Here is a 15,504-nt window from a genome sequence, read left to right as displayed (position 1 = left end):
TACGGTCCACGGATGATGAGCAGCACTCCGCAGACCTCGACCCGCACCACCGGCGCACACCGGGCGCGCCGGGAGGCGCGTGACCGTGCCGCGGCGCGCACGTTGGCGCAGCGGCCGCCCGTGCGCTACGAGCCGTATCTGGACGGGCTGTTCACCTACTGCCTGTCCGTGCTGTGCGACCACGACACCGCGACCGAGGCCGTCGGCGACGTCCTCGCGCTCGCCGAGAAGCGCCGCGGCCCGCAGTCGGCCGCCGACCGCCGGGCGTGGCTGTACGCGCTGGCCCGCTGGGCGTGTCTGCGCAAGCTGGCCGAGGCCAAGCAGAAACGTCAGGGCACGCACGCGGCGGGCCGCTCGGCCGCCGAGCCGCAGCAACCGCCGGTCGCCGAGGAGGTCCAGGAGGAGCGCCGGCGTGAACTCGCCCTGCTCGCCTGGCCGGAGGCCGCCGGCACCACCCCGGAGCAGCGTGAGGCGCTGGAGCTCGCGGTGCGCCACCAGCTCGCCGCCCATGAGGTCGCCGCCGTGATCGGCATGGACCTCGCGGCCGCCCGCGAGCTGCTTGCGGCCGCGGCCTGCGAGGTGGAGCGCACCCGCGCCGCCCTCGCCGTCGTGGAGAGCGGCGGCTGCCCCGGCGTCGCCCGGCTCACCGGCGACCAGCAGCTCGTGCTCAGTTCCGCCCTGCGCAAGGAACTCGTCCGGCACGTCGACGACTGCCCGCGCTGCCGTCGCGGCGCCGAGCGGGCCATCCCCGGCCGCTGGCCAGGCGCGACGGTCACCCCGGCCGAGCTGCCCGTCCTGGAGGCCCCGCGCGCGGAGCTGCACATGGCGCTCGCGCACCACGCACGCGCGCGTGGCGCCGCCGTACCGCGCTTCGACCGGCGCGGCTTCCCCATGGACCCCAAGGACCGCGCCGCCCGCCGCGACCGGCTGCGCGCGCGTGCCGTCACCACGACCGTCGTCGCCACCGTCGTCGCCGCCCCAGTGATCGCCCTGTGGGCCGCCTACCGGGGCGCGCCCGACACCGAGGGCGCCGACGGCCGCTCCGCCACCGCCAGCGAGGCGCACGGCCCCGGCACCCTCGACGGGGAGGCGGCCGGCTCCGGCTACGAGAACGCCGGGAACGCCAGCACCAGACCCGACAGCCGCTTCCGCAAGGACGCCAAGCCCGACGTCTCCGTGGAGGTCATCAGCGTCGCCGGCGCCGGCCGCAAGGACACGGGCCACCTCGACGTGTCGGCGGCCAACGACGGCGACACCACCCTCGTCACCCTCGCCGCGACCGGTTCCGCGCCGGTGCGCTGGTCCGCGAGCACGAGCGCCGCCTGGCTCTACCTGAGCCGGTCCTCGGGAACCCTCGCACCGGGCCAGACGTTGACGATCAAGGTGTACGTCGACCATCTGCGCGAGCCGTCCGGCCCCTGGAGCGCGCGCGTGGCGATCGCGCCGGCCGGCGCCGTCGTCTCCATCGGCGGCTACGGCACCGCGCCCGGCCCCTCCGGCCACGGCAGCCCCAGCGGCCCGCCCCCGGCCGGCCCGGACCCGACCCCGACGAGCACGCCACCCGCCGACCCGCCGCCGAGCGACCCGCCCTCGTCCCCCGACCCGACCCCGACACCCACCGGCTCCGGCCCGTCCGACCCGGGCGGCTCGACGCCGCCGCCCGACAGCGGCACGCCGAGCTCGACCGTGTCGTAGGCCGCGGGTCTCAGGCGACGGGATCGGCGGGATGGGGCGCCAGCAACGGCAGCTGCGAGGCCAGCCGCTGCTCGCACAGCTCCACGAGACGGTCGTAGCCGGCCTTGCCCATCAGCTCGGTCAGCTCCGCCCGGTACGACACGTACACGGGCTCACCCGCGCCGTGCGCCGAGGTCGCCGACGTGCACCACCAGTGCAGGTCATGGCCGCCCGGACCCCAGCCCCGGCGGTCGTACTCACCGATCGACACCTGCAGCACCCGCGTGTCGTCGGGCCGGTCGATCCAGTCGTAGGTCCGCCGGATCGGCAGCTGCCAGCACACGTCCGGCTTGGTCTCCAGCGGCTCGCGGCCCTCCCGCAGGGCCAGGATGTGCAGCGAGCAGCCCGCGCCGCCCGCGAACCCGGGGCGGTTCTGGAAGATGCAGGAGCCCTGGTAGGGGCGGGTCTGCCGGTCGCCGTCCTCGTCCTCGGAGACCCAGCCGCCCCGCAGCCCCTCGTCGTGGTGCTGCCAGATGTCCGGGGTGAGCCTCGCCACATGCTCGGCTACGCGCTTCTCGTCGTCCTCGTCGGAGAAGTGGGCACCCAACGTGCAGCACCCGTCGTCCGCGCGGCCGGCCTGGATGCCCTGGCAGCCGCTGCCGAAGACGCAGTTCCAGCGGGAGGTCAGCCATGTCAGATCGCACCGGAAGACCTGCTCGTCGTCCGCCGGATCAGGGAACTCCACCCACGCGCGCGGGAAGTCGAGGCCCTTCTCGTCGGCCTCCCGGAGCTGCTGCTTCCGCGGCTTCGACTTCTTCGCTGGCTTCACCTGTGAAGAACCCTTGGCGGACTTGTCGTCCTTCGCCCTTTTCGTCTTTGGCACAGGACCAGCGTACGGCCCCCGCAGCCCCATGGAATACGGAGGACCGCCCAGGTGGCAGTAGCGTTCCGTACATGAGACTCGGTGTCCTCGACGTGGGATCGAACACGGTGCATCTGCTGGTGGTGGATGCGCACCCCGGCGCATGCCCGCTGCCCGCGCACTCGCACAAGGCGGAACTGCGCCTTGCCCAACTCCTCGACGACAGCGGAGCGATCGGCCCCGCGGGTGTCGAAAAACTGATCGACGTCGTCCAGGGCTGTCTGCAGGCCGCCGAGGACAAGGGCGTGGAGAACTTCCTCCCCTTCGCCACCTCCGCCGTGCGCGAGGCCAGCAACGCCGATGAGGTCCTCGCGCGCGTGCAGGCCGAGACCGGCGTCGAGCTGCAGGTCCTCACCGGCGAGGAGGAGGCCCGGCTCACCTTCCTCGCGGCCCGCCGCTGGTTCGGCTGGTCCGCGGGCAAGCTGCTCGTCCTGGACATCGGCGGCGGCTCCCTGGAGATCGCCTACGGCATCGACGAGGAACCCGACGCCGCCGTCTCCCTCCCCCTCGGCGCTGGCCGCCTCACCGCGGGCTGGCTCCCCGGCGACCCCCCGGACGCGGAGTCCATACGCTCCCTGCGCCGCCATGTCCGCGCCCAGATAGCCCGCACCGTGGGCGAGTTCAGCCGCTTCGGCGCCCCCGACCACGTGGTCGCCACGTCCAAGACCTTCAAGCAACTGGCCCGCATCGCCGGCGCGGCCCGATCGACCGAGGGCCTGTACGTCCAGCGAGAGCTGAAGCGCGAGTCGCTTGAGGCCTGGGTGCCGAGGCTGGCGGGAATGCCCACGGCCCAGCGGGCGGAGTTGCCTGGAGTGTCGGAGGGGCGCGCGGAACAGCTTCTCGCCGGTGCGCTGGTGGCGGAGGGCGCGATGGACCTCTTCGGCGTGGAGAGCGTGGAAATCTGCCCCTGGGCGCTCAGGGAGGGCGTCATTCTGCGTCGCCTCGATCACATGGGGTCCGTGTAGCGCCCCCAAAGGGCGCGGGGCTGTGACATCAGCGACTCCGTCGCGGGGCGCGACAAGCCCCCACGAACCCGCACCCGCCCGTGGCGAATCCCACAACGGCGTATGGGCGCGCGGCCCCCAACCCCCCGCACCCCGTACCCTGTCCGCATGGCGGAGCCAGTCGTGTGCATCCCGGATGCGAAGGTCGCGCTGTCCACGGCCTCGGTGTACCCGGAGTCCACGGCGACGGCCTTCGAGATCGCCGCGCGCCTCGGGTACGACGGAGTCGAGGTCATGGTGTGGACTGACCCGGTCAGCCAGGACATCGAGGCGCTGCGCAGACTCAGCGACTACCACCGCATCCCGATCCTGGCCGTCCACGCCCCCTGTCTGCTCATCACCCAGCGCGTGTGGTCGACCGACCCCTGGGTCAAGCTGCAGCGCGCCCGGGCGGCGGCCGAGAAGCTCGGCGCGAGCACCGTCGTCGTGCACCCGCCGTTCCGCTGGCAGCGCCAGTACGCGCGTGACTTCGTCACCGGGATCTGGCGCATGGCGAACGAGACGGACGTGCGATTCGCCGTCGAGAACATGTACCCCTGGCGCTACCGCGACCGCGAGATGCTCGCGTACGCCCCCGACTGGGACGTGACGAAGGAGGACTACCGCCACTTCACGATCGACCTCAGTCACAGCGCCACGGCCCGCTCCGACGCCATGCACATGGTCGACCGCATGGGCGACCGCCTGGGCCATGTCCACCTGGCCGACGGCAAGGGGTCGGCGAAGGACGAGCACCTGGTTCCCGGCCGCGGCTCCCAGCCCTGCGCCGAGCTGCTGGAACGGCTCGCGCTGACCGGCTTCGACGGCCATGTCGTCATCGAGGTCAACACCCGGCGCGCCATGTCAGGCGCCGAACGCGAGGCCGACCTCGCGGAGGCGCTGGCCTTCACACGGCTGCACCTCGCGTCGGCGGTGAAGGTGCCCCGGCCGTGACCGACACCGCCTCCCGGCGCCGGGGACGTCGCCCCCGTACCGAATCCGCCGACACCCGGGACCGGATCCTGACCGTGGCCCGCGAGGAGTTCTCCGAACGCGGGTACGACAAGACGTCCGTGCGGGGGATCGCGAAGGCGGCCGGCGTGGACTCCGCGCTGGTGCACCACTACTTCGGCACCAAGGAACAGGTCTTCGCGGCGGCGATCGAGGTCGCCTTCGCCCCCGCGCTGCATGCGCCCGAGGCGCTGGCCGACGGCCCCCTCGACGGCGTCGGGGAGCGTCTGACCCGGTTCATCTTCGGCGTCTGGGAGAACCCGACGACCCGTACGCCCCTGCTGGCGATCCTGCGCTCCGCCGTCAACAACGAGACCGCCGCCGCCGTCTTCCGCCGCCTGGTCGCCTCCCAGCTGCTGCGCCGCGTCGCCGCCCAGCTGGACGCCCCGGACGCCGAGCTGCGCGCCGAACTGGCGGCCGCGCAGCTGGTGGGGTGCGCGATGATGCGGTACGTGATCAAGCTGGAGCCGCTGGCCTCGGCGGACGTGGAGCAGGTGATCGCGCGGGTGGCGCCGGTGGTACAGGGGCATCTGACCGGGAGCTGACGGTACGGCCCCGGTGGGGGCCGCCGAGACGGTCGTCCCGCATTCCGGACACCGCGTCCCGACCCCTGGATGACGGGCGTAGTCTCGTTAGCAGCCCTATCTGTCTGAAGGAGCGAGCGACGATGCCCGAGCTGAGGTCCCGCACAGTCACCCACGGCCGCAACATGGCGGGCGCCCGCGCCCTTATGCGCGCCTCCGGTGTACCCGGTGCGGACATCGGCCGCAAGCCGATCATCGCGGTCGCCAACTCCTTCACCGAGTTCGTGCCGGGCCACACGCACCTGGCGCCGGTCGGCCGGATCGTCAGCGAGGCGATCACCGAGGCTGGCGGCATCCCGCGCGAGTTCAACACGATCGCCGTGGACGACGGCATCGCGATGGGCCACGGCGGCATGCTGTACTCCCTGCCCTCCCGCGACCTGATCGCGGACTCCGTCGAGTACATGGTCGAGGCGCACTGCGCCGACGCCCTGGTCTGCATCTCCAACTGCGACAAGATCACGCCGGGCATGCTGATGGCGGCCCTGCGCCTGAACATCCCGACGGTGTTCGTCTCCGGCGGCCCGATGGAGGCCGGTCGCGCGACCCTCGTCGACGGCACGGTCCGCACGCTCGACCTCGTCGACGCGATCTCCGACGCCGTCAACGACAAGATCTCGGACGAGGACATCCTCCGCATCGAGGAGAACGCCTGTCCGACCTGTGGCTCCTGTTCCGGCATGTTCACCGCCAACTCGATGAACTGCCTGACGGAGGCCATCGGCCTCTCCCTCCCCGGCAACGGCTCGGTCCTGGCCACCCACACGGCCCGCAAGCAGCTGTACGTCAACGCCGCGCGGACGGTCATGGACATCACCCGCCGCTACTACGAGCAGGACGACGACACGGTCCTGCCGCGCTCCGTCGCCACCTTCGCGGCCTTCGAGAACGCGATGGCGCTGGACATCGCGATGGGCGGCTCGACCAACACGATCCTGCACCTGCTGGCCGCGGCCCAGGAGGCGGGCGTCCCCTTCGGCCTGAACGAGATCGACGCGGTCTCGCGCCGCGTGCCCTGCCTCGCCAAGGTCGCCCCGAACGTCGCGAAGACCCGTACGTACTACATGGAGGACGTGCACCGCGCGGGCGGCATCCCCGCCCTGCTCGGCGAGCTGCACCGCGGAGGCCTCCTCAACGAGGACGTCCACTCCGTCCACAGCCCGTCCCTGGCCGACTGGCTGAAGACGTGGGACGTGCGCGGCGGCTCCCCGTCGCCCGAGGCGGTCGAACTGTGGCACGCGGCCCCCGGCTGCGTCCGCTCCGCCGAGGCCTTCTCCCAGTCCGAGCGCTGGGAGGCCCTGGACGAGGACGCGGCGGAAGGCTGCATCCGCTCCGTCGAGCACGCGTACTCCAAGGACGGCGGCCTCGCGGTCCTCAAGGGCAACCTCGCGGTCGACGGCTGCGTGGTGAAGACGGCCGGCGTCGACGAGTCCATCTGGACGTTCGAGGGCCCGGCGGTCGTCTGCGAGTCGCAGGAAGAGGCCGTCGAGAAGATCCTCAACAAGCAGGTCACGGACGGCGACGTGGTCGTCATCCGCTACGAGGGCCCCAAGGGCGGCCCCGGCATGCAGGAGATGCTCTACCCGACGTCCTTCCTGAAGGGCCGCGGCCTCGGCAAGACCTGCGCCCTGATCACCGACGGCCGCTTCTCCGGCGGCACGTCGGGCCTGTCCATCGGCCACGCCTCGCCCGAGGCGGCGTCCGGCGGCACGATCGCCCTCGTCGAGAACGGCGACCGCATCCGCATCGACATCCCGAACCGCACGATCGAGCTCCTGGTCACCCCGGAGGAACTCACCCGCCGCGAGCAGGCCCTCGGCGGGGTCTACGCCCCCAAGTCCCGCGAACGCAAGGTCTCAGCGGCCCTGCGGGCCTACGCGGCGATGGCGACGAGCGCGGACAAGGGCGCGGTGCGGGACGTCTCAAAGCTGGGCTGAGGCCGCCGCCGTAACGGAGACTGTCGCGGGGCCGTCCCTGCCGGGGGCGGCCCCTTCCACGTCCCACGACGCCCCCGCCGCCTCACCAGCTCGACGGATCCCGCGCATCCACAGCGAAGACGGTGCCGTCGGGGGCGGTGGCGTAGACGTGGTTGTGGGTCAGGACGGGGGTGGGGAGGGCGGCGGTCACCACTTGGCCCGTGCTCGCGCCGAGCCGCGCCGGGGTCTGACCGGCGAGTGTCCCCTTGCGGGCGTCCACCGCGAGCAGGCGTCCGTCGGCGGCGCTGACATACACGTAACGGCCGTCGGAGACGGGAGCGGAGCCCCGGCTCACGGAGGTCTCGATGGTCCACAGCTGCTTGCCGGAGTGCGTGTCGACGGCTGCCAGCGAACCGCCGGCGGCCAGCAGATAGACGACGTCGCCGCGCACGCCGGCGTGGGCACTCTGACGGCGCACGGGCAGGGCGACCCTGCGCGTCGCCCCGGATCGGGGGTTGTAGCGGACCACCGCCTGGGTGTCGCCGTAGACCGGGTCGGCGGCGAGGAAGAAGACCGAGCCGCCGGAGGTTCCGGCCGGTTCCAGCGAGCCCTTCAGATGGGCGTCCCATCGGACGTCACCGGTGGTGGGATCCACGGCGGTGACATGCGTGCTCGTCCCCTGGGCGGAGATGCTGACCATGTAGGCCAGCGGGTCGCCGGCGAAGGAGCTGAAGGCCGACGCATGGTCGTCCGCGATGGGCCGGGACCACTTCGTCTCGCCCGACGCGCTGTCCACGCCGCTGACCGTGCCGTCCGCGTGAGTCAGCAGGATCATGCCGCCGACCGGCTGCGCCAGGGTGTACGCGCGGACGTCCCGCTCCCAACGGGCCTTGCCCGAAGCGGGATCCAGGGCTTCAAGGTGCCGGCCATGGTCGGGAAGCGGCTGCACGAGACCACCCGACAGGACCGGAGGAGTGCTCCAGCGTGTCGTGCCGGCGGCGTGCCGCCACAGCAGACCCCCGTCGGACGGGTCGAGGGCGAACACGACGCCGGGCCGGGCGCAGAGCAGCCTTCCCGCTCCGTACGAGCACCGCACCGCACCGCTCCCCGACACCGGATCCGCAGCCCAGGCACGGAACTTCGCCGGGGCGGTCGGGCGTGCTGTGCCGTGCGAGGCGGCGGGCTTGTCGCCGAGCAGATGGACGGAGGTGAGCACGCCACTCGCGACGAGGACGAGAGCCCCGGCGGCGAGCAGCACCCTCCGGCGCCGGCCGGGCCGCGCGGGCGGTCGTGCCGGCTTCTCGGCGCGGGGCGGGACCGGCGGTGGTGGCTCGTCGCCGGCCCGCTGCGCCGGTATGAACGCCTGGGTGTCGTACGAGGCCGCGACCGACCGGAGTTCCCGCATCAACTCGTCGGGGGTGGGCCGACTCTCCGGTTCCTTGGCCAGGCAGCGCGACACCAGCTCCGCCAGATCCTCCGGTACGCCGGTCAGATCCGGCTCGTCGTGGACGACCTGGTAGGCGACCACGTATGGGCTGTCGGAGTCGAACGGGCCGCGTCCCGTGGCCGCGTGCACCAGGACGGAACCGAGCGCGAAGACGTCGGCGGCGGGCCCGACCTCCCGTGGCCGCCGGAACTGCTCGGGTGCCATGAAGGGCGGCGTACCGATCAACTTCCCGGTCTCGGTGCGCAGTTCGCTGTCCTTTGGCCGAGAGATGCCGAAGTCGATGACCTTCGGCCCGTCCTCGGCGAGCAGCACGTTGCTCGGCTTCAGGTCCCGGTGCACGACTCCGACCCGGTGGATGTCACGCAGCGCCTCAGCCAGCCCGGCCATCAGCCGGCGCAACTGGGCGGGAGCCATCGGCCCGTTCCGCTTCACATGATCGGAAAGCGTCGGTCCCGGAATGAACAGCGTGGCCATCCAAGGCCGTTCGGCCTCCGGATCGGCGTCCACCACGGACGCGGTGAAAGCGCCGCTCACCCGCCGCGCCGCGGCGACCTCCTGCCGGAAACGGCCCCTGAACTCGGGGTCCTTGGCGAACTCCGCATGTACGACCTTCACCGCGAGCTTCATCCCGGACGTGCTGCGGGCCAGATGCACGACTCCCATGCCGCCCGAGCCCAGGCAGGACTCCAAGCGGTAGTGACCGGCGTAGTCGGGAAGTTCCGCTTCCGCGCCCGCTCCGGTGTTGCGCCCAGGCGCCATGGGACCTCCCCCGTGCTGTTCGTCCGCACGCGCGACGCACGGAGCCTAGTCGATGACTCGTACGAGACCGAGGCGGCTTGCTGGCGTTCGTGAGCGAGTTACGTACATGTGTTTCATGGCGCGTTTTCGGGGAATCAACGGGGCCCCATGGCATTCATGGGGCTCAACGGGGGAGGTTTTCCATGTCTGTCGACCAGCTCGGCGAGGCCGAGAGCAACAAGGGCGAGGCCGTCGCGACGGCGGCCGCCGCACTGCACTACTACCCGGTGGCACCCGGCGTCCGTCTCAACGTCCGTCGCGGCCCGGGGACTCAGTACGGCATCGTCCGTGTCCTGCCCGAAGGAGCGCAGGTCCCCATCTTCTGCCAGACACCGGGCACGAACGTGACCGGTCCGTACGGCACCTCGAACATCTGGGACAACATCGACGACGGCGAATTCGTCTCCGACGCCTACGTCCTCACAGGCAGCGACGGCTACGTGGCCTCCCGCTGCGGCTGACCCGTCCGGTCCCCGAGGAAGCCCGCCCCGGCCCCGGAGCCATAATCGTCACGTGAGCGACGATAACGGCACCCCGGCAGCCCCGGCGGGCTCCACCGGTCCCCGCCCAGAACCGATCCGCTTCTTCGGCACGACCTGGGTGAACCACGACAACGGCTACGCCCTCCGCCGCGTCGGCGCGGCCACCGGCTCCCTCGCCGCCGCCGTGGCCGCCTGCCTCGTCCTCGACTTCGCCTACCAGGGGCTCCAGATCGCCGACAGCGGCGCCTTCGTCACCGCGCTGGTCGTCGTCATGTTCGCCGTCTGCAGCGCGCTGGCCTTCCGCCACACCTGGGACTCCTTCAACCGGCGCCCCGACCCCGACCGCCAGGCCTCCCTGCGCGGCCTGCTCGCCATCGGCTTCGTCGGCTCCCTCCTCGCCTACTTCTTCCGCTCTCTCACCGAGGCCCCCGGCGAGACGCTCCACCGCGACGAGTACGAGGCCGCCGTCGAGCAGCACGAGAAGCGCACCGTCCGCCGCACCGGCAACCCCTCCAAGAAGCGCCGCCGTTCGTAGTGGTGACCGGGGCGCACCGCACGCCCCCCGCGCACCACAAATTCGCTGCCCCCGGCAACCAACGCGGGCCACCATGGCCGTATGACGCTGTATCCGGACGCCACCAGGGCCCATTCCTTCAACGCGGCCGCCGCCCAGTACGCGGCGAACCGCCCCGCCTACCCCCCGTCCCTCTTCGACGCCGTCGAGGAACTCGCCGGCCGCCCCCTGACCGGAGCCCGGGTCGTGGACGTCGGGGCCGGTACAGGTATCGCCACCGCCCTGCTGCACGCACGCGGAGCCGAAGTGCTCGCGGTGGAGCCCGGCGACGGCATGGCGGCCCAGTTCCGCCGCACCCTCCCCGACGTCCCCCTCGTCCGCGGTGACGGCAACGCCCTCCCGCTCGCCGACCACTCGGTCGACCTCCTCACCTACGCCCAGGCCTGGCACTGGACCGACCCCGAGCGCTCGGTGCCGGAGGCCCGGCGAGTGCTGCGGCCCGGCGGGGCGCTCGCCCTCTGGTGGAACCGGGATCCCGCCGACGTCCCCTGGATCACCGAGCAGTCCGAACGCATACGGCACCACTTCCGCGGCCACCACGGCGACAAGCAGGGCGCCGCCGCCATCCGCACGGAGGGTGCCTTCAAGGGTGTCGACGACATCCCGCCCCACGCGCACCGCGTCGTGCGCTGGAGCCGCAGGATCCCCCTCGACACCCACCTCGCCAACATCGGCAGCCACTCGATCTTCCTCGTCCAGGACAAAGAGAAGACCAATGCCTTCCTCGCCGAGGAGCGCGAGCACCTGCTGCGGATCTTCCCGGACGGCACGGTCGAGGAGGTCTACGACGTCCTGCTGATCGTCGCCACACCCTGAGGCTCTCTCGCGGCGGCCGGCCTCCCAGCGACGCGTCAAGCGCGCGCAAGCGATGCCCACCCCTTTCGGCACTTGACGCTTCCGGCCGCTCGCGAGGATTATTCATCGCATGATGAATTACGCGTCCGTGCGAAGCGGCCCCTCGGGCGATCCCGCCGTCCGCGCCGAAGACCTCACCGTCGTCCGCGGCCCCCGCACCGTCCTGCGCGGCCTCGGCTTCACCGTCCCGCGCGGCCAGATCACCGGCCTGCTGGGACCCTCCGGCTGCGGCAAGTCCACCCTGATCCGCTCGATCGTCGGCACCCAGGCCAAGGTCACCGGCACCCTCGAGGTCCTGGGCCGCCCCGCCGGCCACCCCACCCTGCGCACCCACATCGGCTACGTCACCCAAGCCCCCTCCGTCTACGACGACCTCACCGTCCGCCAGAACCTCGACTACTTCACCTCGGTCCTCACCCCGAACCGCAGCTCAGCCGACCGGCGCCAGGAGGTCGACCGCGTCCTCGCCGACGTCGACCTCACCAGCCACGCCGACGCCCTCGCCGGCAACCTCTCCGGCGGCCAGCGCAGCCGCGTCTCCCTGGCGGTGGCCCTGCTGGGCACACCGGAACTCCTCGTCCTGGACGAGCCGACCGTCGGCCTCGACCCCGTACTCCGCCGCGACCTGTGGAACCTTTTCCACTCCCTCGCCGCCGACCGCGGCGCCACCCTCCTCATCTCCTCGCACGTCATGGACGAGGCCGAGCGCTGCCACCGCCTGCTGCTGATGCGCGAGGGCGAGATCCTCGCCGACGACAGCCCCGACGCCCTGCGCACCCGCACCGGCGCCGACACCGTCGAAGCAGCCTTCCTGCACCTGGTCGACCAGGCCACAGCGGCCGCCCGCGAGAAGGAGACCACCCGATGAGCACCGCGACCGCGCCGACCACGACGGCCGACCCCGCCGCACCCCGCGCCCTGAACCTCTCCCGCACCACCGCCACGGCCGCCCGCGTCCTGCGCCAACTGCGCCACGACCCGCGCACCATCGCGCTGATGCTCCTCGTCCCCTGCGTAATGCTGGTCCTGCTGCGCTACGTCTTCGACGGAAGCCCGCACACCTTCGACAACATCGGCGCCTCACTCCTCGGCATCTTCCCGCTGATCACCATGTTCCTGGTGACCTCGATCGCCACCCTCCGCGAACGCACCTCCGGCACCCTCGAACGTCTCCTCGCCATGCCCCTCGGCAAGGGCGACCTGATCGCCGGCTACGCCCTCGCCTTCGGCACCATCGCGATCATCCAGTCCGTCCTCGCCACCGCCCTCGCGCTCTGGGCACTCGGCCTGGACGTCACCGGCAGCCCCTGGCTCCTGCTCCTGGTCGCCCTCCTCGACGCCCTGCTCGGCACCGCCCTCGGCCTCTTCGTCTCCGCCTTCGCGGCCTCCGAGTTCCAGGCCGTCCAGTTCATGCCGGCCGTGATCTTCCCCCAGCTCCTCCTCTGCGGCCTGTTCACCCCCCGCTCCGACATGCACCCCGTCCTGGAGGCCATCTCCGACGTCCTGCCCATGTCCTACGCCGTCGACGGCATGAACGAGGTCCTCAAGCACACCGACATGACCGCCACCTTCGTACGCGACGTCCTCATCGTGGCCGGCTGCGCGCTGCTGGTGCTCTGCCTCGGAGCGGCCACCCTGCGCCGCCGCACCGCGTGACCACCCACCGGACAACCGAGCCGCACGCCCACCCCCGGTGCGAGGATGAACCCGGACGACGCAACCCCCCGGAGGCATCCGCGCCATGACCCAGAAAGTCGCAGTCCTCGGCACCGGCAAGATCGGCGAAGCCCTGCTCAGCGGAATGATCCGCGGCGGCTGGGCCCCCGCCGATCTCCTGGTCACCGCCCGCCGCCAGGAGCGCGCCGAGGAACTCCGCACCCGCTACGGAGTCACCCCCGTAAGCAACCCGGAAGCCGCCAAGACCGCCGACACCCTGATCCTCACCGTCAAGCCGCAGGACATGGGCACCCTCCTCGACGAACTCGCCCCGCACCTCCCCGCCGACCGCCTGGTCATCAGCGGCGCCGCGGGCATCCCCACCTCCTTCTTCGAGGAGCGCCTGGCCGCAGGCATCCCCGTCGTCCGTGTCATGACGAACACCCCCGCCCTCGTCGACGAGGCGATGTCCGTCATCTCCGCCGGCACCCACGCCACCGCCGACCACCTCGCCCACGCCGAGGAGATCTTCGGCGCCGTCGGCAAGACGCTGCGCGTCCCCGAGTCCCAGCAGGACGCCTGCACCGCGCTCTCCGGCTCCGGCCCGGCCTACTTCTTCTACCTGGTCGAGGCCATGACCGACGCCGGCATCCTGCTGGGCCTGCCCCGCGACAAGGCCCACGACCTGATCGTCCAGTCCGCGATCGGCGCCGCCACCATGCTCCGCGACAGCGGCGAACACCCGGTCAAGCTCCGCGAGAACGTCACGTCCCCGGCGGGCACCACCATCAACGCCATCCGCGAACTCGAGAACCACGGCGTACGGGCCGCCCTCATCGCCGCCCTCGAAGCCGCCCGCGACCGCAGCCGCGAACTGGCCTCCGGCAAGAAGGACTGACGGCAAGAAGGACTGACGGCAAGAAGGGCTGACCGACCGCACGGAGAAACCGGCGTCGGCTCGCGTGCCTAACCAGCGGTGTTCAGCACCACGTCGGCAGCGGCGCCGGTATCCGAAACGGCCGGCAGCAAGCCGATCGCCCGATACGCGGCATCCACGGTCGGCCGGGCCATCGCCCGTGCCTTCTCCGCACCATCCCGCAACACCCCCTCCACATAGCCAGGATCGGCGCACAGCGCCCGGTGCCTCTCCTGCACGGGCCTCAAGACCTCGACCACGGCCTCCGCGGTGTCCTGCTTCAAGGACCCGTACGACTCATATACACCGCTCAGGTCCTCCGGGTTCCCACCTGTGCAGGCGGCCAGGATCTCCAGCAGATTCGCCGGCCCGGGCCGCTCCTCCCGGTCGTAGACGACCTCCCGCCCGCTGTCGGTCACGGCCCGCATGACCTTCTTGCGCACCACGTCCGGCTCGTCGAGCAGATAGACGACACCCAGGCCCGACTCGTCGGACTTCCCCATCTTCCGCGTCGGCTCCTGCAGGTTCATCACCCTCGCACCGACCGCCGGCAGCGTCGCCCGCGGAACCGTGAACGTGTGGCCGTAGCGCTGGTTGAACCGCACGGCCACATCCCGCGCCAGCTCCACATGCTGCTTCTGGTCCTCACCGACCGGCACCTCGTCCGTGCCGTACGCCAGGATGTCCGCCGCCATCAGCACCGGGTACGTCAGCAGCGACAGCCGGACACTCCTGCCCCGGGCGGACTCCTTCGCGGCCTTCTCCTTGTACTGGATCATGCGCCGCATCTCGCCGTCCGTCGCCACACACTCCAGCAGGTACGACAGCCGCGCGTGCTCGTCCACATGGCTCTGGACGAAGAGGGTGCACAGCTCGGGGTCCAGGCCCGACGCCAGCAGCAGCGTCGCCGCCTGCTGACTCAGTCTGCGCACCCGCGCCGGATCGTGCTCCACGGTCAGCGCGTGCAGATCGACGACACAGAACAGCGCGTCGGCCTGATGCTGGTCCGCCGCGGCCCACCGCCGCATGGCTCCCAGATAGTTCCCCAGGGTCAGGTGTCCGGTCGGCTGGATACCGCTGAAGACCCGTGCCATCTCCACTCCTTCTCCGTCGCCGCCCGCCGTCCCGGTCGGCCGCCCCTCGGAGATCCGGAGGAGATACGAGAACGGCCGCCGAGGCGGCGGCCGTTGAGTGCATACGCGAGTTCGGCCGCCGTCAGGCGGCCCACCACTGCTGGGTGCACGTACGCGTTGTCATGGCAGCCAGCGTACGCCTCGACGGTGCGGACCGGCAGCGAGTTGACACACCCAGGAGAGATCCGTAAGGTACTTCGAGTTGTCCGACGTGAGAGCCGACTCCGGTCGGTCCCCGGACAGCCATTCCGCAGGTACCAACCACTAGTCGACTGCCGTCGAACAGGCCGCCGTCGTTTTATTGGCGTGCGTATTTGCGAAATGAGGAATCCGCGTTCGAAAGGACGTGAGCCCCCGATTAGCGCGGGGGCCGGGAATCCGCTAAAGTCTCACTCGTCGGAACGGCCCAACGGTCGGGAAGACAACCCCCTCTGACGGGGAATCAGACACCGAAAGGGTCTGATAGAGTCGGAAACGCAAGACCGAAGGGAAGCGCCCGGAGGAAAGCCCGGAAGGGTGAGTACGAAGGAAGCGTCCGTTCCTTGAGAACTCA

Annotated in this window: 14 protein-coding genes; 11 read left to right on the top strand and 3 right to left on the bottom strand. The window is 71.4% G+C overall.

The window, feature by feature from the left end:
- Nucleotides 1–12 precede the first annotated feature (12 nt).
- Nucleotides 13–1,695, top strand: a complete 1,683-nt coding sequence (locus ACWCQ1_RS14115) for a BACON domain-containing protein (RefSeq protein WP_358602404.1) — start codon at nucleotides 13–15, stop codon at nucleotides 1,693–1,695.
- Between the two features lie 10 nt (nucleotides 1,696–1,705).
- Here the strand turns inward: ACWCQ1_RS14115 and ACWCQ1_RS14110 are convergent, their stop codons facing one another.
- On the bottom strand, nucleotides 1,706–2,557 hold the full coding sequence (locus ACWCQ1_RS14110; RefSeq protein ID WP_133044319.1) for a hypothetical protein: 852 nt from the start codon (nucleotides 2,555–2,557) through the stop codon (nucleotides 1,706–1,708).
- A 71-nt stretch (nucleotides 2,558–2,628) separates the two neighbouring features.
- On the opposite strand from ACWCQ1_RS14110, the gene ACWCQ1_RS14105 reads away from it, so the two are divergent.
- The 4 genes from ACWCQ1_RS14105 (at nucleotide 2,629) to ilvD (ending at nucleotide 7,111) form a co-directional block, all read left to right on the top strand.
- The gene (locus ACWCQ1_RS14105; protein WP_133044320.1) at nucleotides 2,629–3,561 is read left to right on the top strand and encodes a Ppx/GppA phosphatase family protein; all 933 of its coding nucleotides are present in this window, start codon (nucleotides 2,629–2,631) and stop codon (nucleotides 3,559–3,561) included.
- Between the two features lie 147 nt (nucleotides 3,562–3,708).
- Nucleotides 3,709–4,533, top strand: coding sequence for a sugar phosphate isomerase/epimerase family protein (locus ACWCQ1_RS14100; protein ID WP_133044321.1), 825 nt, complete (start codon nucleotides 3,709–3,711; stop codon nucleotides 4,531–4,533).
- Nucleotides 4,530–5,135 carry a TetR/AcrR family transcriptional regulator gene (locus ACWCQ1_RS14095; protein ID WP_358602409.1) on the top strand — a complete coding sequence of 202 codons (606 nt, stop codon included), beginning with the start codon at nucleotides 4,530–4,532 and terminating at the stop codon, nucleotides 5,133–5,135. Before ACWCQ1_RS14100 ends, ACWCQ1_RS14095 begins: the two co-directional genes overlap by 4 nt.
- A gap of 122 nt (nucleotides 5,136–5,257) precedes the next feature.
- On the top strand, nucleotides 5,258–7,111 hold the full coding sequence (gene ilvD, locus ACWCQ1_RS14090; RefSeq protein WP_358602412.1) for a dihydroxy-acid dehydratase: 1,854 nt from the start codon (nucleotides 5,258–5,260) through the stop codon (nucleotides 7,109–7,111).
- An 82-nt stretch (nucleotides 7,112–7,193) separates the two neighbouring features.
- Here ilvD and ACWCQ1_RS14085 read toward each other — a convergent pair whose 3' ends face one another.
- Nucleotides 7,194–9,296 (bottom strand): serine/threonine-protein kinase, encoded by a 2,103-nt coding sequence (locus ACWCQ1_RS14085; RefSeq protein WP_451026574.1) that lies wholly within the window; start codon nucleotides 9,294–9,296, stop codon nucleotides 7,194–7,196.
- Nucleotides 9,297–9,478: 182 nt separating this feature from the next.
- On the opposite strand from ACWCQ1_RS14085, the gene ACWCQ1_RS14080 reads away from it, so the two are divergent.
- From ACWCQ1_RS14080 to proC, 6 genes are all read left to right on the top strand, one after another.
- Nucleotides 9,479–9,796 carry an SH3 domain-containing protein gene (locus ACWCQ1_RS14080; protein ID WP_358602417.1) on the top strand — a complete coding sequence of 106 codons (318 nt, stop codon included), beginning with the start codon at nucleotides 9,479–9,481 and terminating at the stop codon, nucleotides 9,794–9,796.
- A 52-nt stretch (nucleotides 9,797–9,848) separates the two neighbouring features.
- Nucleotides 9,849–10,352: an EamA/RhaT family transporter gene (locus ACWCQ1_RS14075; protein WP_451026573.1), complete on the top strand. Its 504-nt coding sequence runs from the start codon at nucleotides 9,849–9,851 to the stop codon at nucleotides 10,350–10,352.
- A gap of 81 nt (nucleotides 10,353–10,433) precedes the next feature.
- Nucleotides 10,434–11,207, top strand: coding sequence for a class I SAM-dependent methyltransferase (locus tag ACWCQ1_RS14070; RefSeq protein WP_451026572.1), 774 nt, complete (start codon nucleotides 10,434–10,436; stop codon nucleotides 11,205–11,207).
- A gap of 109 nt (nucleotides 11,208–11,316) precedes the next feature.
- Nucleotides 11,317–12,114, top strand: a complete 798-nt coding sequence (locus tag ACWCQ1_RS14065) for an ABC transporter ATP-binding protein (protein ID WP_358602425.1) — start codon at nucleotides 11,317–11,319, stop codon at nucleotides 12,112–12,114.
- Nucleotides 12,111–12,902 (top strand): ABC transporter permease, encoded by a 792-nt coding sequence (locus tag ACWCQ1_RS14060; RefSeq protein ID WP_133044330.1) that lies wholly within the window; start codon nucleotides 12,111–12,113, stop codon nucleotides 12,900–12,902. Before ACWCQ1_RS14065 ends, ACWCQ1_RS14060 begins: the two co-directional genes overlap by 4 nt.
- Before the next feature lie 85 nt (nucleotides 12,903–12,987).
- A complete protein-coding gene (proC, locus tag ACWCQ1_RS14055) occupies nucleotides 12,988–13,800 on the top strand; it encodes a pyrroline-5-carboxylate reductase (RefSeq protein WP_133044331.1) in 813 nt (270 codons plus the stop codon).
- Between the two features lie 68 nt (nucleotides 13,801–13,868).
- On the opposite strand, the gene trpS is transcribed toward proC, so the two are convergent.
- The gene (gene trpS / locus ACWCQ1_RS14050) at nucleotides 13,869–14,912 is read right to left on the bottom strand and encodes a tryptophan--tRNA ligase (RefSeq protein WP_451026571.1); all 1,044 of its coding nucleotides are present in this window, start codon (nucleotides 14,910–14,912) and stop codon (nucleotides 13,869–13,871) included.
- Between the last annotated feature and the right edge of the window lie 592 nt (nucleotides 14,913–15,504).

The sequence above is a fragment of the Streptomyces sp. NPDC002144 genome, assembly GCF_053593695.1.
This window is presented reverse-complemented; position numbering and strand designations above follow the sequence as displayed.